At 67.7% G+C, this 19,670-nt stretch carries 22 protein-coding genes; 13 read left to right on the top strand and 9 right to left on the bottom strand.

The genetic code is table 11. From position 1 onward, the window contains the following. The first annotated feature begins 9 nt into the window (after window positions 1-9). Window positions 10-705 (top strand): GntR family transcriptional regulator, encoded by a 696-nt coding sequence (locus tag DBO33_RS40120; RefSeq protein WP_107659673.1) that lies wholly within the window; start codon window positions 10-12, stop codon window positions 703-705. Window positions 706-723: 18 nt separating this feature from the next. Here DBO33_RS40120 and DBO33_RS40125 read toward each other — a convergent pair whose 3' ends face one another. After that, on the bottom strand, window positions 724-1,590 hold the full coding sequence (locus tag DBO33_RS40125; protein WP_107659674.1) for a nuclease-related domain-containing protein: 867 nt from the start codon (window positions 1,588-1,590) through the stop codon (window positions 724-726). Window positions 1,591-1,907: 317 nt separating this feature from the next. Between DBO33_RS40125 and DBO33_RS40130 the strand changes: the two genes are divergently transcribed. Beyond that, the gene (locus tag DBO33_RS40130) at window positions 1,908-2,441 is read left to right on the top strand and encodes a carboxymuconolactone decarboxylase family protein (RefSeq protein WP_107661008.1); all 534 of its coding nucleotides are present in this window, start codon (window positions 1,908-1,910) and stop codon (window positions 2,439-2,441) included. Window positions 2,442-2,450: 9 nt separating this feature from the next. Here DBO33_RS40130 and DBO33_RS40135 read toward each other — a convergent pair whose 3' ends face one another. Then, window positions 2,451-3,248 carry a TetR/AcrR family transcriptional regulator gene (locus tag DBO33_RS40135; RefSeq protein ID WP_107659675.1) on the bottom strand — a complete coding sequence of 266 codons (798 nt, stop codon included), beginning with the start codon at window positions 3,246-3,248 and terminating at the stop codon, window positions 2,451-2,453. A gap of 126 nt (window positions 3,249-3,374) precedes the next feature. Between DBO33_RS40135 and DBO33_RS40140 the strand changes: the two genes are divergently transcribed. Beyond that, window positions 3,375-3,752: a VOC family protein gene (locus DBO33_RS40140; protein WP_107659676.1), complete on the top strand. Its 378-nt coding sequence runs from the start codon at window positions 3,375-3,377 to the stop codon at window positions 3,750-3,752. A 120-nt stretch (window positions 3,753-3,872) separates the two neighbouring features. On the opposite strand, the gene DBO33_RS40145 is transcribed toward DBO33_RS40140, so the two are convergent. Then, window positions 3,873-4,724 carry an SDR family oxidoreductase gene (locus tag DBO33_RS40145; protein ID WP_107659677.1) on the bottom strand — a complete coding sequence of 284 codons (852 nt, stop codon included), beginning with the start codon at window positions 4,722-4,724 and terminating at the stop codon, window positions 3,873-3,875. A 99-nt stretch (window positions 4,725-4,823) separates the two neighbouring features. Here DBO33_RS40145 and DBO33_RS40150 point away from each other — a divergent pair, with 99 nt between their 5' ends. Next, complete coding sequence (locus DBO33_RS40150) at window positions 4,824-5,222, top strand: winged helix-turn-helix transcriptional regulator (protein ID WP_107659678.1); 399 nt, start codon at window positions 4,824-4,826, stop codon at window positions 5,220-5,222. 55 nt (window positions 5,223-5,277) lie between these two features. Then, the gene (locus tag DBO33_RS40155) at window positions 5,278-5,694 is read left to right on the top strand and encodes a PPOX class F420-dependent oxidoreductase (protein ID WP_107659679.1); all 417 of its coding nucleotides are present in this window, start codon (window positions 5,278-5,280) and stop codon (window positions 5,692-5,694) included. Here DBO33_RS40155 and DBO33_RS40160 read toward each other — a convergent pair whose 3' ends face one another. Both DBO33_RS40160 and lpdA read right to left on the bottom strand, forming a co-directional pair. Beyond that, window positions 5,695-6,396, bottom strand: a complete 702-nt coding sequence (locus tag DBO33_RS40160) for a polysaccharide deacetylase family protein (RefSeq protein ID WP_107659680.1) — start codon at window positions 6,394-6,396, stop codon at window positions 5,695-5,697. Between the two features lie 120 nt (window positions 6,397-6,516). Beyond that, complete coding sequence (gene lpdA, locus DBO33_RS40165) at window positions 6,517-7,920, bottom strand: dihydrolipoyl dehydrogenase (protein ID WP_107659681.1); 1,404 nt, start codon at window positions 7,918-7,920, stop codon at window positions 6,517-6,519. A gap of 144 nt (window positions 7,921-8,064) precedes the next feature. Between lpdA and DBO33_RS40170 the strand changes: the two genes are divergently transcribed. The 3 genes from DBO33_RS40170 (at window position 8,065) to DBO33_RS40180 (ending at window position 10,690) form a co-directional block, all read left to right on the top strand. Next, window positions 8,065-9,102, top strand: coding sequence for an AraC family transcriptional regulator (locus DBO33_RS40170; protein ID WP_107659682.1), 1,038 nt, complete (start codon window positions 8,065-8,067; stop codon window positions 9,100-9,102). Between the two features lie 129 nt (window positions 9,103-9,231). Then, on the top strand, window positions 9,232-10,278 hold the full coding sequence (locus DBO33_RS40175; RefSeq protein ID WP_107659683.1) for an NADP-dependent oxidoreductase: 1,047 nt from the start codon (window positions 9,232-9,234) through the stop codon (window positions 10,276-10,278). A gap of 73 nt (window positions 10,279-10,351) precedes the next feature. Next, the gene (locus tag DBO33_RS40180) at window positions 10,352-10,690 is read left to right on the top strand and encodes an MmcQ/YjbR family DNA-binding protein (protein ID WP_107659684.1); all 339 of its coding nucleotides are present in this window, start codon (window positions 10,352-10,354) and stop codon (window positions 10,688-10,690) included. On the opposite strand, the gene DBO33_RS40185 is transcribed toward DBO33_RS40180, so the two are convergent. Beyond that, on the bottom strand, window positions 10,687-11,661 hold the full coding sequence (locus DBO33_RS40185) for a dipeptidase (protein WP_107659685.1): 975 nt from the start codon (window positions 11,659-11,661) through the stop codon (window positions 10,687-10,689). The genes DBO33_RS40180 and DBO33_RS40185 overlap by 4 nt on opposite strands. A 207-nt stretch (window positions 11,662-11,868) precedes the next feature. Between DBO33_RS40185 and DBO33_RS40190 the strand changes: the two genes are divergently transcribed. From DBO33_RS40190 to DBO33_RS40200, 3 genes are all read left to right on the top strand, one after another. After that, on the top strand, window positions 11,869-12,414 hold the full coding sequence (locus tag DBO33_RS40190; protein WP_107659686.1) for an AMIN-like domain-containing (lipo)protein: 546 nt from the start codon (window positions 11,869-11,871) through the stop codon (window positions 12,412-12,414). Window positions 12,415-12,455: 41 nt separating this feature from the next. Further along, window positions 12,456-14,513 (top strand): prolyl oligopeptidase family serine peptidase, encoded by a 2,058-nt coding sequence (locus tag DBO33_RS40195; protein WP_107659687.1) that lies wholly within the window; start codon window positions 12,456-12,458, stop codon window positions 14,511-14,513. Between the two features lie 78 nt (window positions 14,514-14,591). Next, window positions 14,592-15,245: a TetR/AcrR family transcriptional regulator C-terminal domain-containing protein gene (locus DBO33_RS40200; protein WP_107659688.1), complete on the top strand. Its 654-nt coding sequence runs from the start codon at window positions 14,592-14,594 to the stop codon at window positions 15,243-15,245. Here DBO33_RS40200 and DBO33_RS40205 read toward each other — a convergent pair. After that, a complete protein-coding gene (locus DBO33_RS40205; RefSeq protein WP_107659689.1) occupies window positions 15,242-16,102 on the bottom strand; it encodes an alpha/beta hydrolase family protein in 861 nt (286 codons plus the stop codon). The two genes, DBO33_RS40200 and DBO33_RS40205, sit on opposite strands and share 4 nt — an antisense overlap. 50 nt (window positions 16,103-16,152) lie before the next feature. Continuing rightward, window positions 16,153-16,785, bottom strand: a complete 633-nt coding sequence (locus tag DBO33_RS40210) for a TetR/AcrR family transcriptional regulator (RefSeq protein ID WP_228540259.1) — start codon at window positions 16,783-16,785, stop codon at window positions 16,153-16,155. A 464-nt stretch (window positions 16,786-17,249) separates the two neighbouring features. Here DBO33_RS40210 and DBO33_RS40215 point away from each other — a divergent pair, with 464 nt between their 5' ends. Then, window positions 17,250-17,936, top strand: a complete 687-nt coding sequence (locus DBO33_RS40215; RefSeq protein WP_107659691.1) for a ZIP family metal transporter — start codon at window positions 17,250-17,252, stop codon at window positions 17,934-17,936. A 26-nt stretch (window positions 17,937-17,962) separates the two neighbouring features. On the opposite strand, the gene DBO33_RS40220 is transcribed toward DBO33_RS40215, so the two are convergent. Beyond that, window positions 17,963-18,427, bottom strand: a complete 465-nt coding sequence (locus DBO33_RS40220) for a MarR family winged helix-turn-helix transcriptional regulator (RefSeq protein WP_199856905.1) — start codon at window positions 18,425-18,427, stop codon at window positions 17,963-17,965. 122 nt (window positions 18,428-18,549) lie between these two features. Here DBO33_RS40220 and DBO33_RS40225 point away from each other — a divergent pair, with 122 nt between their 5' ends. Continuing rightward, the gene (locus tag DBO33_RS40225) at window positions 18,550-19,563 is read left to right on the top strand and encodes an SMP-30/gluconolactonase/LRE family protein (protein WP_107659692.1); all 1,014 of its coding nucleotides are present in this window, start codon (window positions 18,550-18,552) and stop codon (window positions 19,561-19,563) included. The last annotated feature ends 107 nt before the right edge of the window (window positions 19,564-19,670 follow it).

Here is a 19,670-nt window from a genome sequence, read left to right on the forward strand (position 1 = left end):
CCGGTCGCTATGCCGGGTGTTGGACGGATCCCGTTGCGCGAGCGGGTGTATCACTCGCTGCGCCGGGATCTGGCCGCCGGGCTGTTCGTACCGACCGAGCGGCTCGGCGAGAAGCGGCTCGCGGAGCTCTACGCGGTGTCGCGCACGCCGGTGCGCGAGGCCCTCGCCCGGTTGCAGGCCGACGGGCTGGTCGAGCGGCGCTCCGCCGGACTGTTTCCGTACCGGCCGCGGCTCGACGAGCTCGATCACCTGTATGAACTGCGCATCGTATTGGAGGCGAGGGGGATGCAACGGGTCCGCGCCGACCCACGTAGCGCCGCACACGATCTCGACTTGATCCGGGCTGAGCTCGACACCTGGCGGACGCTGCGCAACAACCCACCTGAGCCGGGCCACGCGCTGGCCGCCGACGAGCAGTTCCACACCGTCCTGCTGACGGCGGCAGGCAATGCCGCGCTGGCAGAAGCACTTACGGTGGTGCACCGCAGAGTTCGCCCGGTGCGCACGCTGGACGCGCCGACGCCCGATCGGGTCGCCACCATGATCGCCGAACATATTGCGATCGCCGAGCAACTGTTGTCCGGCAACGTGCAGGCCGCCTTGCAGGCCCTCACCACGCATATCGATAGTTCCCGCGCCCACGTCCTCGCCCGCGCTCAGCAGGCGCTCGAACTCACCAAACTGGCTCAGGCCGTGCGGGATTGACTAATTCGTATGTTCCGCTCAGCAGTCCGGCTGGAACGGCCAGCAGGTTGTCGGCGGGGTCGTGGTCGGTGCCGGGGTTGTCGTGCTGGTTTCCTCGGGTGTCGGGTGCGAAGAATCTCGCGCCAACGAGGTGGCGACCACGCCGATCACCGCGAGCATCCCGACGACCGCCAGCGCGACCACGGCCCATCCGGCGTAGGAATGCCGTTTGGTAGCAACCCCCGGCGTCGGCTCCACCCGGGGTTTGGGCGGGCGCGGGATGACACTCGGGGTCTCCTGCGGCACCTCTTCGAAACCGGCGGCGATCAGGTCCGCCCGGGACGGTGCGAGCTCGGCGAGGCCGAGTGCGGTGCAGTCCCGGAGCACGCGGTCGGCCGTCCACTTCCGCGCCCCGGCCGAGAACCCTTCGAGATAGATGCGCAATTCGGTGGCATCGGCGACATTGCCGACGACGACATCGAGCCCGGGACGCAGGTTGGTGCGCGACGGACGCACCACCGCGCCGCGAAACGGCACCAGAACAACGGCGCCGCACACGTGCCCGGGGTCGAGCAACGCCCGCTCCAGCGTGGTCTTCACCGTGTGAATTCCGTGTTCCAGCCGATCGGAGGGGCTGCCGGCCGGCTCGTCCAGGTCCGCGTCGGCGTCACTGATCTTCCATGGGCCCTCGGCGGCGATGCTGAGAATGCCGCTCTGCCTGCGGCGAAAGCCCTTGACCTCTAGCACGGTCAGCCCGCGCGGCGTCCAGATCACCGCGTCGATCTGCCGGTCGCCGACCCGCAGGTCGACCACGGCGAGGGCGGCCGAGGGGTAGGAGCGCAGACATTCGACGAATTCTTGTTCGGCCCCGGACAGCTGTGCCCCGGGCCTGACCCTCACCAGCATGTCGAGCTTGTCCGCCTCTCCGCATCATCAGGCCGTGCCGGATCAGCGCTACATAGCTGCGCTGCCGGGCCGCGGTCTGGAGCGTGGCGAGCTCTGTGCGCCCCATCGAGCTACCCGTATCCGCACGAAATCGATCGTAACGGTGTAATCCCTAGGCTGCGCGGGCAATTCGGCAGCTGCCTGACCTGGGCAGCCTTCGGTCTCGGCCGTGGCCATCGATCCGGGGCGTACTCGCCGGTAGGCTGACGGCTCGGCCCGGCGCCGCCCGGCCGCTCACCCCCCGTCTCCGGAGGAGCCGACCGAGCATGGTTTCAGCGCTGCGACCACGCATTTCACCTGGACGCCTGCGGGAGCTGGGTCCGATCAACTGGGTTGTCTGGCAGGTGCTTTCCAAGGCCGCGGGCACCGACGACGCCCACCTGTTCAGCACGCTGGGCCGCACCAGGGGACTGTTTCGCGGCTGGCTGCACTACTCCGGCAAACTCATGCCGGGCGGCAGGCTGCCCCGGCACGAGTCGGAGCTGGTCATCCTGCGCGTCGCGCACCTGCGGGAGTGCGAATACGAGATGGACCACCACATTCGGCTCGGCAAACGCGCCGGGGTGACGGCGGAGATCCTCGACCGCGTGCGCACCGGACCGGACGCACCGGGCTGGACCGACAAGCACCGCGCCCTTCTCGCCGCCGTCGACCAGTTGGTGCAGACCCGCGACCTGGACGACGCGCACTGGGCGGCGCTGGCCGAGCACTACGACGAGCGCAGCCTCATCGAGATCGTGCTGCTCGTCAACCAGTACGAGGGGCTGGCCGCCACCATCACCGCCCTGCGCATCCAGCGCGACGGGGTGTAACGCAGCCGCTCAGCGCTTTTCGATAAGCGCGGCCAGGCCGTCGAGCACGCGGGCGAGCCCGAATTCGAAGGCATGGTCGGCGCTGTAGGCGGCGTCGTAAGCCATCCCGGCGGTTGCTCCGACGCGGGCGCCGACCGGGTATTGCCGCGGGTCGAAGACCTGCTCCAGCAGCGGCGCGGCGCGCTCCCACCACTGGTGATCCGACATCGCGCTGTCCGCGGCGGCGCGGGCGGCGTCGATCGCGATGCGGGCCACCGAGGTGACGAAACCGAGGACGTAGGTGAGTGACGCGTCCATGGCGACGTCGTCCAGGCCCAGGCCCTCGAAAGCGCGCAGCTCGTGGTCGTATTTGGCGGCCATGCCCGGGCCGAGTGGCGGACGAGTGGTCGGCAGGTAGGCGACCCACGGATGGCGAGTCAGCATGGCGCGGTTCGCGATCGCGATGGTGGTGACCCGATCGCGCCACGGCAGTTCCGACAGGTCCGCGCGGTCCATCTCGGCGTAGACCTTGTCCACCATCAGGTCGATCAGCTCGGCCTTGCCCGGCACGTAGGTGTAGGTGGCCATGGGGGTGAGGCCTAATTCGGTAGCGACGGCGCGCATGGTGAGCGCGTCGATGCCCGCGGTGTCGGCAATCTCGATGGCGGCGGCGACCACGGCATCCACGCTGCTGCGCTGCTTCGGGCCGCGCGTCGGCGTCTGGCTGCCCGCGACCCGCCACAACAATTCCAGCGTGCGAACGGGATCGCCCGCGCTGCTGCGATCCTGTTTGCCGCGACGCGGCCGCTGCGTCGAACCCTCGTCCACCCTGCCTCCTCGCCTGGTCGGTCCGATCGTATCGGCGTGACGCAGGTCATAGTGCGGCCGCCCGGGAATTCTTCTACAAAGTACAGCGTACTAAGTATAGAGTCAATTGATCCCCGAGGAGGGCTCATGAAAATCACCGCTTCCGCCATCTCGCTCAACGTCCCCGATCCGCAAGCCTCGGCGAAGTTCCTGATCGACCACCTCGGCTTCGTCGAGAAGATGTCGGCCGACGGCTTCGTTTCGCTGGAGCGGCCCGACGCCGGGATGAATGTGGCTTACCTGCGCACCGGGCTGGCGAGCTTCAAGCCGAAGAGCCAGGCCGGCAGCGCGGGCGAGGGACTGCTCGTCGTGTTCGTGGTGGACGACATCGACGCCGAGTACGCCCGTCTGCAAGGCGAGGGCGTGCCGATCGTCACGCCGATCGAGACCGAAGAGTGGAACGAGCGCTACTTCCAGATGAGGGATCCGAACGGGATCATCGTGCAGCTCGTGCAGTGGGTGTGAGCGCATAGCGGTGGGGTTCCGCACCCGGAACCCCATCGCGCATCCCGGCCTGGACGGACACTTTCGCCTAGTTGAGCGGCAATTCAGCGCAATGATCGCGAAAGTGTCCGTGCAGCACGGTTATCCGAGCGCCGCCCGGAACACCTCGACCGCAGGCGTGGACGCCCGGCCCAGCAGCTTCTGCAGATCACCACTGTGCACATCGAGAATGCCGGTGGCGATGCCGGCGTCCGCGTCGGCGAGAGTCTTCGCGTAAGCAGCGGGCAGCCCCGCCCGCTCGAGCGCGGCGGCATAGTCCGCCTCGGCCAGGTTCTCGTAGCGCACCGGCTTACCGGCCGCCTCCGAAATCACCTGGGCCAGATCGGCATACGTGAGATGCTCGTCGCCGCCGAGCTCGTACACCTGACCGGCGTGCCCGTCGGTGGTGAGCACCTTCGCGGCCACCGCCGCGTAGTCGGCCCGCGCCGCACCGGCCACCCGGCCCTCCCCCGCCGCGCCGTGCAGCACACCGGACTCGACCGCGTGCGCGAGCCCGCCGAGGTAGTTCTCCCAGTACCAGCCGTTGCGCAGAATCACATGCGGGACAGTCGCCGCCGCGAGCACCGCCTCGGTGCCGATGTGCTCCTGGGCGAGGATCAGCGGGTTCTCCGTCGCGCGCGGAATGCTGGTGTAGGCGAGCAGCTGCACGCCCGCACGCTCGGCGGCGCGAATCACGTTGGTGTGCTGCGCCACCCGGGCGCCGAATTCATTACCGGAGACCAGCAGCACGCGATCGACCCCGGCGAGCGCACGGTCGAGCGACTCGGCGTCGTCGTAGCTCGCCTGGCGCACCTCGGCGCCCAGTTCGGCGAGGTCGGCGACCTTCTGCGGATCACGCACGATCGCGACCACCGAGGTGGCGCCCTCGCGCAGCAAAGCCTGTACGGCGAGACGGCCCAGCTGTCCACTGGCACCGGTGACGGCAACGGTCATGACTACCTCCAAGAGTATGTACGGTTCGGCAAGCACTAACTATTAGTAAGTACTATGCATTCATACACCACTTTGGTCAAGATAGGTACTATCGGGTGCATGAGTACGCAGCGCACATCGTCGCCAGATCTGGACGATCCGACGCTGGAAGCCGACGTTTTCGCGAAGGACTGCACGTCACGCCCGGTTCTGCAGAATGTGACCAGCCGCTGGGGCACGCTCGCCCTGGTCGCACTGCGCGACGGCTCATACCGCTTCAGCGCACTGCGCAGGCGCGTCGACGGCGTCAGCGAGCGCATGCTCTCGCAGACCCTGCAGGCGCTGGAACGCGACGGCATGGTGCACCGCGAGGTGCACGAAACCATTCCGCCGCGGGTCGAATACACGCTGACCGAGCTCGGCGCGCAGGTCGCCGAGCAGCTCCACTCGCTGATCCACCTGGTGGAGCAGAGCATGCCGCAGGTCCGTGCCGCCCAGGAGACCTATCACCGGGACTGACCCCCGGTTACGCGTGCCGGGAAGAGACCCGGATCACACGCGGTTGAATAGCACCATGGAACTCGCCCAAGCAGTCGACTTCGCCCGCAAACACCAGAGGTCGATCCTCACCACGATCCGGCGCAACGGCCGCCCGCAACAGTCCAACGTGCTGCACGTGATCGGCGGCGACGGCCTCATCCGCATCTCCATCACCGCCGACCGGGCGAAGTACCACAACCTGGTGCGCGAACCCTGGGCCGCGATCCACGTCAGCCGCGAGGACTTCTTCGCCTACGCCGTGATCGAGGCCATCGCGTCGGTCACGCCGGTCGCCGAAGATCCGCACGACGCCACCGTGGACGCGCTGGTCGACTACTACCGCGCCGCGAACGGTGAACACCCCGACTGGGACGACTACCGCCGCGCCATGGTCGCCGATCGGCGCGCCTTGGCCATCCTCACCCCGACGCACGCCTACGGCATGCTCTGATCAGCGCTTCAGCAGATCCGACACCGTGACGAAGGTGTAGCCGGCGGCGCGGAGTTCGGCGACGATGCGCGGGATGGCGGCCAGCGCGGGCGCCGCGTACTCGTGCATGACGTGCAGCAGAATGATCGAGCCGGGGCGGACCTGCGCCACCGTGTCGGCGACGAGTTTGTCGGCGCTCGGCTTCCCGCCGGAGTCGGGCTCGACATCCCAGGTCACCGTGGTGCGGTCGTGGTCGGACAGATACTTCGGCAGCGCCCACAGCTTCTTGCCGTTGGGCGGCCGGAACGTAATGGGGCCCTGGTAGCCGGTTTTCGCGATCTCGGCGTCGGTGCGTTCGACCTCGTCGCGGACGGTGCCGGCGGAGACCAAGACCATCCGGCGATGGTTGTAGGTGTGGTTGCCGATCTCGTGGCCGGCCTCGGCGATCGCTCTGCCGTGCGCCGGGTGGGCGGCGAGGTCACGCCCGTTCAGATAGAACGTGGCCGTAACCTGGTTGTCAGCAAGCGTTTTCAGCACCTCGGGCGCTTTGTCGGTCGGACCGTCGTCCAGCGTCAGCGCGACCACCTTGTCGGTGGTGTCGACCCGGTCCACCAACCGCCCCGCTAACTGGTACGTCCGCGAATTCATCAGGTAATAGCCGCCGACCGCCGCCGCCAGCACGACGACGAGCACCAATGCACCACCGATGAGCCACTTCCGCATCACTGCTGTCTAGCAGAACTTTTCGACGTCGGCGAGCCGAGCACCAGCCCGCCTCGGTACGAAAAACGGTGGCGCCCAGACCTTCAGGTCCGGACGCCACCGTCGGCGATCAGCGGTCGATCAGAAGTTGATCATGTGACCGGCGAGGCCGTGGAAGGCTTCTTGCAGCGCCTCGCTGAGCGTGGGGTGGGTGTGCACGTTGCGGGTGAGCTCGTTGATGGTGAGGTCCCACTTCTGCGCCAGGGTGAGCTCGGGCAGCAGCTCCGAGACGTCCGGGCCGATGAGGTGGCCGCCGAGCAGCTCGCCGTACTTGGTGTCGGCGACCAGCTTGACGAAACCGGTCGGATCACCGAGGCCGTGCGCCTTGCCGTTGGCGGTGAACGGGAAGGTCGCGACCTTCACGTCGTAGCCCTCGTCGCGGGCCTGCTGCTCGGTCAGGCCGAAGCTGGCGACCTGCGGCTGGCAGAAGGTGGCGCGCGGCATCATCCGGTAGTCACCGAGGGTGACGGTGTCCGCGCCCGCGATGGTCTCGGCGGCGACCACACCCTGCGCCTCCGCGACGTGCGCGAGTTGCAACTTGGCGGTCACGTCGCCGATGGCGTAGATGTGCGACACGTTGGTGCGCATGTAGTCGTCGATCGCGATGGCGCCGCGGTCGGTGAGCTGGACGCCTGCCGCCTCCAGGCCGTAGCCCTCGACGCGGGGCGCGAAGCCGACGGCCTGCAGCACCTTGTCGACGGTGACCGTCTCCACGTTGCCGGACTTGTTGTCCTTGATCGCGACGGTGACCTTCGAGCCGTCGTCGTCGATCGACTGCACGGCGGCACCGGTGCTGATGGTGATGCCGAGCTTCTTGTACTGCTTGGTGATCTCCTTGGAGACATCGGCGTCCTCGTTCGGCAGCGCGCGGTCCAGGAACTCCACGATGCGCACGTCGACGCCGTAGTTCTTCAGGACGTAGCCGAACTCCATGCCGATCGCGCCCGCGCCGACGATGAGGATCGAGCCGGGCAGGTCGCGGGTGAGGATCTGCTCCTCGTAGGTGACCACGTTGTCGCTGAGCTGCGTGCCGGGCAGCAGCTTGGTGACGGTGCCGGTCGCGATGATCGCGTTGTCGAAGGTGACGGTCTCGGTGCCGCCCTTGGACAGCTCGACCGAGAGCGTGTTCGCGTCGGTGAAGGTGCCCTTGCCGTCGAACTCGTCGATCTTGTTCTTCTTCATCAGGAAGTGGACGCCCTTGACCCGGCCGTCCGCCACCTTGCGGCTGCGGTCGAACGCCACGCCGAAGTCGAAGCTCACCTCGCCCGAGATCCCGAAGGTCCTGGCTTCCTTGGTGAAGATGTGCGCGAGCTCTGCGTTACGCAGCAACGCCTTGGAAGGGATGCAGCCGACGTTCAGGCACACACCGCCCCAGTACTTTTGCTCGACGATCGCGGTACGGAGGCCTAACTGTGCCGCACGGATGGCGGCGACGTAACCGCCAGGACCGGCACCGAGAACGACAACGTCGTAATGGGAAGTCACGACACCGAGCCTAACTCTGTCGCTGGGAGTTGGCCCACCGGTCCCCCACAACAATGCGCCGTAGGCCACACCTGGGCGAAAGTTCGGTGTTCGCGCGGGCGATCGGGTAGGGATCCGGACATTTCGGCTCGCTACTGTGAGGCCGTGCTGGAGAGTCGATCGAGGGGCGGTGCGGCGCCTATCGACGGCACCGCGTCGACGCATCTGATCCGGCTCGTCCGGGATACCGCCCGACGGGCCGGTGTCGGCGCGGACCAGCTCGCGGCGATCCACGGCATCGATGACGGGGTGCTCGCCGGGGAGCTCAATCGCATTCCGCTGAGCTCGCTGGTGCGATTGTGGGAGCTACTCGCGCGGCTCGGGCCGGAGCCGGGTGCGGGGCTCGCCGTGGTCGCTGCCGCGCCGCTCGGGACCTTGACCACCTGGGACTACCTCGTCACGAACGGGCCGACGCTGGCGGACGCGCTGCGGGCCGCGCAGCCGTACCACCGGTTGGTCACCGCGGCGGCCGAGGGGTTCGACCTCGCGCACGACGGCGATCTCACCGTCGGGTTCCGCACCACCGCGGGTGACCCGGCCGTCGCCGCGGTGATCAACGAGTATGTGCTCGCCTACTACCTGCGGCGCGCCCGCGAAGCCACCGGACGCCGGGTGATCCCGGCCCGCGTCGCGTTCAGCCGGGCCGCGCCGCACAACCACGACGCACTGCTCGACGCGTTCGGCACCGACCGCATCGAGTTCGACGCACCGGCCGACACCATCACCTTCACCGCCGCGGACGCCACCGCCGCACTACCCCGCGCCGACCCGATGCTCGCGGACCTCCTGCGCAGCCACGCCGACCTGGTCCTGTCCACCGCCCGCGTGATCCCCGGCCCACTGGAAGCGTTCCGCGTCGCGCTGGCCGCCGCCCTCGCCGCCGGTGACGCGTCACTGGCCACCGTCGCCCGCCGGCTGGCGGTCAGCCCACGGACCCTGCAAAGGCAGCTCGCCGAGCACGGCACCAGCTGGCGCGCCGAGTACGACCAGGTCCGCTACGAACAGGCGAAAACCCTGCTCGCCGAAGGACACCTGACCACCTCCGCCATCGCCGACCGCCTCGGCTTCACCGACGACCGCGCCCTCCGCAAAGCCGTCCACCGCTGGACCGGAACCTCCCCCACCCACCTCAGAACCAACTGACCCTGCCAGACGTGTCGCGTTTGGACCGGGGGGTGGCGTTTCCGGACCTGGGGGTCGGGGGTTCGGGCTCATAACGTTCTCGGTACCGGATCGAACGGTTCGGGGAGACAGCGAAGCAGAGGCAGAGCGATGAGCATTCAGACCACTCAGGGACCGGTCACCGATGGTGTGTTGCCGCAGATCTCCCAGGAGATTCAGCTGGCGGCGCGGCCGGTCGGTGCGCCGACCGCGCAGGATTTCGCGTTGGTGCGGCGGCCGATCGAGGAGCTTGCCGACGGGCAGGTTCTGGTGCGCAACACCTGGATGTCGGTGGATCCCTACATGCGGGGACGGATGGACGACCGGCCGTCCTACATCGCGCCGTTCGAATTGGGTGCGGCACTGGAGGGTTCGGCGGTCGGCGAGGTGATCGCGTCGAAGGCGGCGGGCATCGCGGCGGGCAGCACGGTGTCGCACTTCGCGGGCTGGCGGGGGTACGCGGTGCTCGACGCGGCTGCGGTGACCCCGATCGACACCTCGCTCGCCGCGGCACACCACTACCTCGGCGCGCTGGGCACCACGGGCCTCACCGCGTACGCCGCCCTGACCGATGTCGCGCCGGTGAAACCCGGTGACACCGTGTTCATTTCGGCTGCCGCGGGCGCGGTGGGCAGTGTGGCCGGGCAGATCGCCAAGGCGCTCGGGGCGGCCAGGGTGATCGGGTCGGCGGGTGGTCCCGCCAAGACCCGGCTGCTGCTGGACGAATTCGGCTTCGACGCCGCGATCGACTACCGGGCAGGCGATCTGGCCGGTCAGCTCGCCACGGCCGCGCCGGCGGGCATCGACGTCTACCTGGACAGTGTCGGCGGCGAACATCTGCGGGTTGCCGTCGAGGCCATGCGGCCGAAGGGGCGGATCGCGCTCGTCGGCGCGATCAGTGGCTACAACGGCGACACCGCCGAGCCGGGCCCCGACCTGTACAAGGCTGCAACACGGGAGGTTTCGCTGCGCGGCATGCTGGTGAACAGCTACTTCCCGATCTTCGGCGAGTACATCGGCAAGGCAGCGGCTTGGTTGGCCGACGGCACGATCCGCACCACGGAGACCGTCTACGAGGGCATCGAGCAGGCGCCCGCCGCGTTCCTCGGTGTGCTCTCCGGTGCCAACACGGGCAAGATGCTGGTCCGCCTCGGGTGAACCCGGCGAGCAGCGGTGTGGCGCGGCCGCTGCGGTCGCGCCACTTGTCGCACCCCGTCGTAATAATGAACCGATGGTGACAGCTGACGACGTGCGCCGGATCGCGATGAGCCTGCCGCGAACCACCGAGGCGCTGGTCCGCGACCGGGTCAAGTATCGGATTGGCCGGATCGTCTACTTGGCGCTGTCCGCCGACGAAACACGCATGGGTTTCGCCTATCCCAAGGCCGAACGAGCGGCATTGGTCGCCGCCGAGCCGGACAAGTTCATGATGCCGCGCCCGTCGGACGAGCGGTACAACTGGGTTCGGGTGCGGCTGGCCGCCATCGATGAGGCGGAGCTGACCGAGCTCGTAATCGAGGCCTGGCGCATGTGCGTGCCCAAGCGGGTGGCCGCCGAACATCTCGGCTAGTCGCGCCACACCTGCGCGGCGACCCGGGCGAAGTTGCCACCGAACACCGCAGCTCGATCGGCGGCACTGAAGCCCCGCCGCGCCAGCACCTCATCGAGGCCGGGCACCCGCTCCGTGCCGAGCAACTCCTCCGGCGGAACCCATTGCAGTGGGCCCCATTTGGTGTACGACTCGGGAAACAGCTCGGGATGGTCGGCGAGCATCCCGTTGAAGTCGTCGGCGTCGAACGAGTAGTCCGAGCCGATCCCGATGTGCTCGATGCCGACCAGCTCCACGCCGTGCTCGACGTGATCCGCCATCGCCTCGATCCGCGCGGCGCCTTCGTCAACGCCGTTGCGGCCCAAGAAGATACCCACACCATTGACTCCGATCACGCCACCGGTGGCGGCACAGGCCTTCGCCTGCTCGTCGGTGATGTTGCGCGGATGCTCCCATAGCGCGGCGAAATTGGAGTGGCTGTAGATCATCGGCACCTGGGTGTACGTCGCCAGATCCAGTCCGGTGCGCCGCGAACAATGGGAGCCGTCGACGAACATGCCGACCTCGTTGAGGGTGCGCACGAGGTCGCGACCGAATGCGGTGAGCCCGGTGTCCTCGGTATCGAGACAGCCGCTCCCCGCCTTGTTCGCGCTGTTGTAGGTAGGCAGCATCGAACGCACGCCCAACTCGTAGAACAGCGCGACATTGTCCAGGTCACCACCGAGCGGCCCCGAGTCCTCCAGATCGAAGGCGAGGGCGATGGTTTCCGGATCGCCGATATCGGAGTGGCTGTGCACCAACCGGAATCGACCATCGGCGAGCGCGTCCGCGCGATATTGCCGGGTCAGCTTCAGCGAATCCTCCGTCGTATGCGGCGAATACCCGACATTCACCGACAGGTACGACCCGAGCGGATAACGCGCGAGGTCCGCGATCCGCGCCGAAGGCACCAGCGGTAAACAGCAGTGCTGCTCCCAGAGAAACGGCGGCAAAGAAACCTCCTGGTCGGATCAGCGTCGAACTCGCGATCCTACTGAGCCGGTGCCCGGACCACTGTCAGGTGCGTGCGGTGTCGAACGCGTATCGAACCGATATACCAAGGTCACGAATCCTTTTCGAGTACGTTGCGGCAGTAACACCCTGCCCGATTCGCCCGATTCATCGAATAATTCGTTCTTACTGCCTGAAGGCGGTGCGGCATGCGTCGCATATTTCTGTTGTTCACCTCCGTCGCGACTCTCGTCGGCCTGTGGATCATTCCCGGACCGGCCGCGGCAACTCCCTCCTACTGCGGATTGGTGTGGGGTTCGCTCGATAAGGCGAGCCCTCCGATGTCGACCGGCCCGGTCAACGGCGTTCGGTCCGGTCGGCACGAATGCTTCGATCGGCTCGTCATCGACCTCGCCGGTTCGGCGCCTGGCTATCACGTCGGCTATGTCGACCGGGTGACGATGGACGGGTCCGGCACACCCGTGCCGCTGCGGGGTGGGGCGTTCCTGGCTGTGGTGGTGCACGCGCCCGCATACAACGAGGCGGGGCAACCCACCTACCAGCCGCAGAACCGCAATGAGCTGGTGAATGCGGCCGGTTACCAGACCTTCCGTCAGGTGGCCTGGGCCGGCTCGTTCGAGGGGCAGACCACGGTCGGTCTCGGCGTCCGCGCACGGCTGCCGATGCGGGTGTTCACCCTCGACGGACCGGGTAGCGGAGCACGGGTCGTGGTGGATGTAGCGCACTTCTGGTAACCCCGGGGACCTGATCGGCGCCGCTCGGCAACAATGTGGGGATGAGTGGCGTTGAGCAGAATGTGACGGACCCTTACCTCTGGCTCGAAGAAGTGACCGATGAGCGGGCCCTCGACTGGGCGCGCGCACACAACAGCGTGGTCGTGGAGCGATTCGCGACCTCCGACCGGTTCAGCGAGCTCGAACATCGCATTCTGGACATGCTCGACACCGACACCAAGATCGCGTACCCGGGCCGGCGCGGCAGCTGGCTCTACAACTTCTGGCGCGACGCCGAGCATCCGCGCGGGGTGTGGCGGCGCACCACGTTCGCCGAGTACGCCAAGGAATCGCCCCACTGGGACGTGCTGATCGACCTGGACGCGCTGGCCGCCGCCGAGGACGAGAACTGGGTGTGGGGCGGGGCCGCCGTGCTGCGCCCCGAGCAGTCGCGGACCCTGATCAGCCTGTCGCGCGGCGGCGCGGATGCCAAGGTGGTGCGCGAGTTCGACATGGCGACGCGCACCTTCATCGACCCGGCCGACGGCGGCTTCTTCCTGCCCGAGGCGAAGTCCGAGATGCGCTGGATCGACATCGATTCGGTGTACGTCGGCACGGATTTCGGCCCGGGCTCGCTGACCGAGTCCGGCTACCCGCGCATCGCCAAGCGCTGGCAGCGCGGCACCGAGCTGGCCGACGCGGTGACCGTCTTCGAGGGCGAGCCCGGCGATGTCGCGGTCTCGGCGGGCTATGACCGGACCCCCGGCTACGAGCGCCATTTCATCGGCCGAGCCACCGACTTCTTCAACGAAGAGGTCTATCTGCTCGAAAACGACGGCACGCTACGGCATCTGGAGATCCCCTCCGACGCGAGCGAGTCCTGGTACAAGGATTGGCTGCTGGTCCGGCTGAAGTCGCCGTGGGAGGTGGGCGGCGCCGCCTATCCCGCGGGCGCGCTGCTGGCCATGGACTTCGAGAAGTTCCTCGCCGGCGGACGGGAATTCGAGGTGATCTTCACCCCGGACCCACACACCTCGCTGCACGGTTACGGCTGGACCGAGAACCATCTGCTGCTCATCACCCTCGAGGACGTGCAGACCAAGCTCTACGTGCTGACGCCGGGCACCGACGGCTGGCGCAAGGAGTCGCTGGCCGACACCCCGCCGATGGCCACCACCAGCGTGCTGAACCTGGACCCGCTCGAGGGCGGCGACGAATTCATGCTCACCACAAGTGGATTCACGACGCCCGCCACGCTGCTGGCCAGCTCGGTGGGCGGCGCCACCGAGCAGCTCAAGCAGGAGCCCGGCTTCTTCGACGCCGACGGCATCGAGACCGAGCAGTTCTTCGCGACCTCCGACGACGGAACGCAGGTGCCGTACTTCGTCATTCGCCATCGCGACCGCAGGGGGACCCCCGGCCCGACGGTGATGTCGGGCTACGGCGGCTTCGAGGTCTCGCGCACGCCCGCCTACAGCGGCGCGTCCGGCATGGGCTGGCTGGAGCGCGGCGGCACCTGGGTGATGACCAACATCCGCGGCGGCGGCGAGTACGGGCCGCAGTGGCACACCTCGGTGCAGAAGGCCAACCGGCACAAGGTGTACGAAGACTTCTCCGCGATCGCGAAAGACCTTGTGACGCGCGGCATTACGACCGCCGATCAGCTCGGCGCGGTGGGCGGCAGCAATGGCGGCCTGCTGATGGGAGTGATGCTGACCCGCTACCCGGAGCTGTTCGGCGCCATCGTCTGCCAGGTGCCGCTGCTGGACATGAAGCGTTATCACCTGCTGCTGGCGGGTGCCTCGTGGATCGCCGAATACGGTGACCCGGACAAGCCGGAGGAGTGGGAGTACATCAGCAAGTACTCGCCGTATCAGAACGCGCGGGCCGATGTGGCCTACCCGCCGATCCTGCTCACCACGTCCACCAGGGACGACCGCGTGCATCCTGGGCACGCCCGCAAGATGGCCGCGTTGCTCGAAGAGCAGGGCCACGAGTTCTGGTACCACGAGAACATCGAGGGTGGTCACGGCGGCGCGGCGGACAACAAGCAGTCGGCGTTCCAAGCCGGGCTGATCTACGAGTTCTTCACGCAGATGCTGATCGAGCGGCGCGGATAACGACCGATTCCCGGGACCTGGGCCTACGGTGTAGCTGATGTCTACGCCGTAGACCCGGGTTCGAGAGGAGAGCTGGTCGTGGATTCCGACAACGCCGTCGAGGTGCCCCGCGCACGGCGCGCCCGCACCCGGCGCGCAAACCCGGCGCCCACGACGCGGACCGCGTTGAACCGCGACTATATCGCCGCGGTCGCGCTGAACCTCATCGATCGCACCGGTGTCGACGGATTCTCGATGCGCAAACTCGGCACCGCGCTCGGCGCCGACCCGATGGCCGCCTACCGGCACTTCACCGATCAGCAGGAGCTGTTCGACGCCATCGCCGACACCATGTTCGCCGAGCTCGACATGGAATCCCTACCGTGGCAAGAACCTTGGCGCGATCTGATGCGCGCCTACGCGCACCGGCTGCGCTCCACGCTGCGCAGGCATCCGAACGCGGTGCCGGTCTTCGCGACGCGTCCGGTGCGCAGCGACCTGGCCGTCGAGACAGGCAGCTGGATGGTGGAACACCTGCAGGGCGCGGGCTTTTCGGCGGCCATCGCGCGGCAGCTGACCCGCTGCCTGCGCGAGTACACGATCGGCCACATCCTCAGTCACGCCATCGCCGCGGTCGCCGCACAGCGCAGCGAGGAGCACGCGGAGCCGGAAGCGGACCACTTCGACGTGGGCCTGGACGCCATGCTCGACGGGTTCGACCGCCATCGCGAGGTCGGCCGCAGGCCCGGCTAACGATCGCGCAGCCACTTCTCGATCTGATCGATGGTGGTGGTGTTCTCCCGGATCCAGCCGTTGTGCCCCAGCGATTCCGGCTGATGCCAGGTGGTCACCTCGGCCTTGGGCAGCTTGGCCAGCAGGTGTTCGGCGGAGCCGGGCGGGGTGAGGTCGTCGCCGGTGACGGTGATGGACAGCACCGGCAGCTTCAGCCGGGAGATGCGCTCCTCGTAGTCGATGTCCGCGCCGACCGGCTGGAACCGGCCGGTGCGGGCCAGCCGCGCCCAATCCGCGATCAGCACCTTGGACTGGCGGCCGAAGCCGCCCGCGGCGATCCGGTCCCCCGGCCAGAAGCCGGCCAGGTTGGCCGTCAGCGAGGCGGCCGCCGTGCCGAACAGGATGCCGGGACTCGAAAGCCCCGGGTAGCCACGGTAATACGGCGTCCCGGAGGCGACCAGGATCAGCCCGCCGAGCCTGCCGCGGATCCGCGCGGCGGACATGACGGCGAACTGCCCGCCCATGCTGTGCCCGAGCAGATACGGCGTGCTGGCCGGGAACCGGTCGCGCACTACCTGGAAGATCGCCGGGAAGTCGACCGACACCAGCTCGTGGTAGCCGTAGGTGCTGGCGGCGCTCGGCTTCGGCGTGCTGTCCCCGTTGCCGCGCAGCTCGCCGATCGCCAGGTCGAAGCCGCGCGCCGCCAGTTTCACGGCGAACGACTCGTAGTACCCGCCGGGGACGCCGAGCCCGGGCACGATCACCAGCACCGGGCGCGGCGCATCCGGGGTGACCGGATGTCGATGGGCACCGGCGGCCGGGATCAGCCGCACCGGAACCGTACTGCCATCCGGCATTTGGATCGGAACCGTTTCCATCCCGCGCACGCTACCGGCCCCGGTGCCGCCGCGCCTCGGCTGCTCGGCGCTCAGGCGCCGACCGCCCCCATGATCACCCTGCTCAACACCCTGATCACGTCGTCGAGCGGCGGGCGCGGGTCGGCACCACTCCACGAATCCACCACGTAGTTGACCGCGCCGATGATGGCGAGCACCCGCATCTCGTAGTCACCGGTCGGGATCTCGCCGTGCATGGCCGCGTCCTCCGCGGCACCCGCCAGCAGCGAACCCCACACCCGGCGCAGTTCGAGCCGGAACTTCTCCACCTTCGGGCCCGCACCGACCACCTCGACCAGTGCGACGCGCGCCTTGCGCGGGTCCGACCCGATGGACTCGACGTACGCCCGGACGGACGCGTCGATGATCTCGAGCGCACTCGCGTCGGCCTTGCTCTCCAATGACTTGGCGACCGCGTCGCGCGACTCGCGATCGATCTGCTCGTAGAGCTCGAGTAGTAGGGACTCGCGCCCGGTGAACTCCTCGTAGAACTGTCGCGAGGAGAGTCCGGCGTCCTTACAGATGGCGCCGACCGAACTATTGGCGTAACCGTCGCGCGCGAAGACCGTCAGGCCCGATTCCAGAAAACGCGCACGCCGCTGACGTTGCCGGTCCTCGACGGGTTGCCCGGCATACATTCGACCCGTATTCGCATCCTGTGACATTGGGCCAGACAATACAGAAGGCCGAGAAGCACTCGACATGGATCGGGTCCTTGGTATCAACCCGCAACTGACCAGGCGTTTGCCGAAAGTTGGCAGGGTGGTTACCGACTCGGCACCCCCTCATCGAACCCCTCGCCAGCAGTAGAGAATACCGATTGGTAAGCACGCTTTAAGGCGGTTCGTGCGCACCGGATCTGCGAAGCGCACCGGCCTTGCTCTTGTCACTGAATGTTTGCCGAGCCAGTCGATACGACGGCGCCGAGCGGGCCGCACGCGATTTTGACGGGAATTCGTAGAATTATTCTTTTTCCGAACTGGTCCGCTGGTTATGCCTGATTCGTCCTGTCCGCCAGGCAACTTCGCGAAGTAGTGGTACTTCGCAATAGCGCGCCGATTAGTTCGAGGTGGACGCACCGCCACCTTCACCTCAGCCGCGGCAACCGTGCCCCATTAGGGTGAATCGCATGCTGACTGCGTTGCTCTACGGGCTCGGCACCGCCGTCCCCCTGGTGATCGGCGCCGCCATCGGCCTGCGGTGGACCTTGCCGAAACCGTTGCTCGCGTCGTTGATGGCGTTCGGCGCGGGCACCATGATCGCCGCGGTCTCCAACGAACTCTTCGAGCCCGCGTTCCAGCAGGCGGGTGCGCTGATCGCGGCCGTGGCGCTGTTCGGCGGCGCCGGGGTGTACGTGGTGGCCAACCATCTGATCGAAACCAAGTTGGGCGCCAACGCTATTGGGTGGGCGCTACTGCTCGGCACGGTGCTGGACGGCATTCCGGAGAACACCGCACTCGGCGTCACCCTCGCCGGTGGCGGCGGGCTGGCACTGTTGGTCGCCGTCGCGGTGGGCAATGTGCCGGAGGCGATCAGCGGGGCCGCGCTGATGCGCGACAAGCACGGGGTGCAGCGCCTTGGTCCGCTATGGCTCTGGGCGGCAACGGGTTCGGTGCTCGTGGTGGTCACCGTGCTGGGGAATACGTTGTCCGACAACCTTTCCCAGACCAACATCAGCACCGTGCAAGCGTTTGCGGGCGGCGCGACCCTCGCGGTACTCGCCGACTCGCTGATGCCCGAGGCTTATCGCGAAGGCGGCTGGTGGGTCGGAATGGCCACCGCCGCAGGATTTCTCGTGGCGTTCCTGCTGGGCTGACGTGGCCGTCGACGCCGCGCCCCTGCCTACTTCTTGGTGGCGGTAGGAGTTTCGGGGCGGACGGAGTCGAAAAGATCGGCGCAGCGGGTCAACAGGTCCTGCAGTGTCGCGCGTTCGGCGTCGGTGAAGCCCGCCGCCACCGCGCGTTCGACCCGGACCGCCCTGGCGTCGGCGTCGCGCATGACGGCGGCACCCGCTTCGGTGAGGCGGGTTTCCAGGATGTTCTTGTGCCACGCGTGCGGGGTGCGTTCGATGAGGCCGCGGTCCTGCAGGTTGGTCAGCACCGTGTTCATCGTCGGCGGCGTCACGCCGCACAGCCGAGCCAGCGCGGCGGCCGAGATGCCGGGGTTCTCATCGAGGTACAGCAGCGCGGCGTACTGCGCGACGGTGACGCCCGCGGGCTTCAGCGCAGCATGCTTCGCCGTCTGCAGCGCCTGCTCGGCGCGCTTCACGTAGGAGCCGAGGCGCTCGGCGGCGGGCAAGGACGTCATGTCCGCATGGTATCTGCCCGTCTTCACCTAACACTCTTGACGATCATTAGAACTCTAATCTATCTTCGTGCTCGTATTCAGATGTGACTACATCCGAGCGATAGACCTGATGAGAGGCGACCATGTCCCACGCAACGCGCCGCCGCATGGCAACCATCGCCATCGCGGCGTCCTGCACCGCCGCCGCGGCCTGCGGTGCCAGCGAAAACACCGCGCAGCCCGCCGCGCCGTCCGCGCGGATCACCGCCGCCTACGCGCTACCGAGCGACCGCGCCTACCCCGAAGGCATCGCCGCCGATCCGCGCACCGGCGACACCTACGTCGGCTCGTACAGCACCGGGGCCGTCTACAAGGCCGCGCCGGGGAGCAAGCAGGCCGAGACCTTCCTCCCGGAGGGCGCCGACGGCCGCAAGACCGCCAACGGCCTGAAGGTCGACCAGGCGGGACGACTGTGGGTGACCGACTCGACCGCCGGAGTCGCCGTGTACGACACCGCATCCCGCGTCTTGATCGCCCGCTTCGACGCGCCGGGCCCGGCGGCACGCTTCGTCAACGATGTAGCCATCACCCCGGACGGCACCGCCTACCTGACCGACTCCGTGCGCGGCGTCGTCTACCGCATCACCGCAGACGATGTCGCCCGCGCCGCGTCAAACGGCGGACGTGCCGATATGACAACACAATTCGATCTGAACCCGGTGCTCGCGCCGCGCGCACCTGGCGGCTTCACGCTGAACGGCATCGTGGCCGACGCCGGTGGCCGCTACTTGTTCGTTGTCGATATGGCCGCAGGCGAGCTGTTCCGCATCGCCCTCGCGCCGAACGCCGCGGACCCGATCCGCAAGGTCGCGCTGCACGGCGGCAACCTGACCCACGGCGACGGCCTCGAATTGCACGACAACACGCTGTGGGTGGTGCAGAACACCGACAACGCCATCGCCCGCTGGACGATGACCGACGACGGCGCCACCGCGACCCTGGTCCAGCGCATCACCGACGCGGCCCTGAGCATCCCCACCACGCTGGTCCGCACCGGCGACCAACTCCTGGTGGTCGCTTCACAATTCGACAAGGGTGGACCGATGGGACCCGGCACCCCGCAGCCGTTCGCCGTGCTCGCCGTCGACGGAATCTGACGGACTTGAATGTAGGTTAGCCTAACCTGTACAGTCGATCTCGAAGCAAGCGGAAGGGACTCCGCAGACGCCGGAAGCCGGTCCACCCGAGGGTGGACCGGCTTCCG

The organism is Nocardia suismassiliense, assembly GCF_900269665.1.
GTDB lineage: Bacteria > Actinomycetota > Actinomycetes > Mycobacteriales > Mycobacteriaceae > Nocardia > Nocardia suismassiliense.